At 71.2% G+C, this 229-nt stretch carries 1 protein-coding gene; it reads left to right on the top strand.

Translation table 11 applies throughout. The features are described 5' to 3' along the window. Positions 1-201, top strand: a 201-nt coding sequence (locus RMT89_RS45800) for a hypothetical protein (RefSeq protein ID WP_315889661.1), incomplete at its 5' end; no start/stop codon positions are given. Positions 202-229 lie beyond the last annotated feature (28 nt).

The raw sequence follows: 229 nt of genomic DNA, 5'->3' as shown, positions 1-229 counted from the left end.
AAGGGGTTCCGCGCCGTCGAGCGCAGCGTGACGATCGATCAAGGCGCGCAGTCGAAGGTCGACGTGCAGCTCGTGCAAGTGAGCGAGGTCGAGGCGGCGTCGCGCGCGGCGGAGAGCGTCGACGACGCGCCCAGCTCCGTCAGCATCGTCCCGCACGTCGAGCTCCGCGCGATGGCGTATCCGCGATCGTCGGTGACGTAGGCGCTGCGCGGCACGCGCGGCGTCTACG

It is taken from the genome of Streptomyces sp. P17 (assembly GCF_032436805.1).
Classification (GTDB): domain Bacteria; phylum Actinomycetota; class Actinomycetes; order Streptomycetales; family Streptomycetaceae; genus Streptomyces.
The sequence above is the reverse complement of the archived record's forward strand: the minus strand, read 5'-3'. Positions and strand labels throughout refer to the sequence as shown.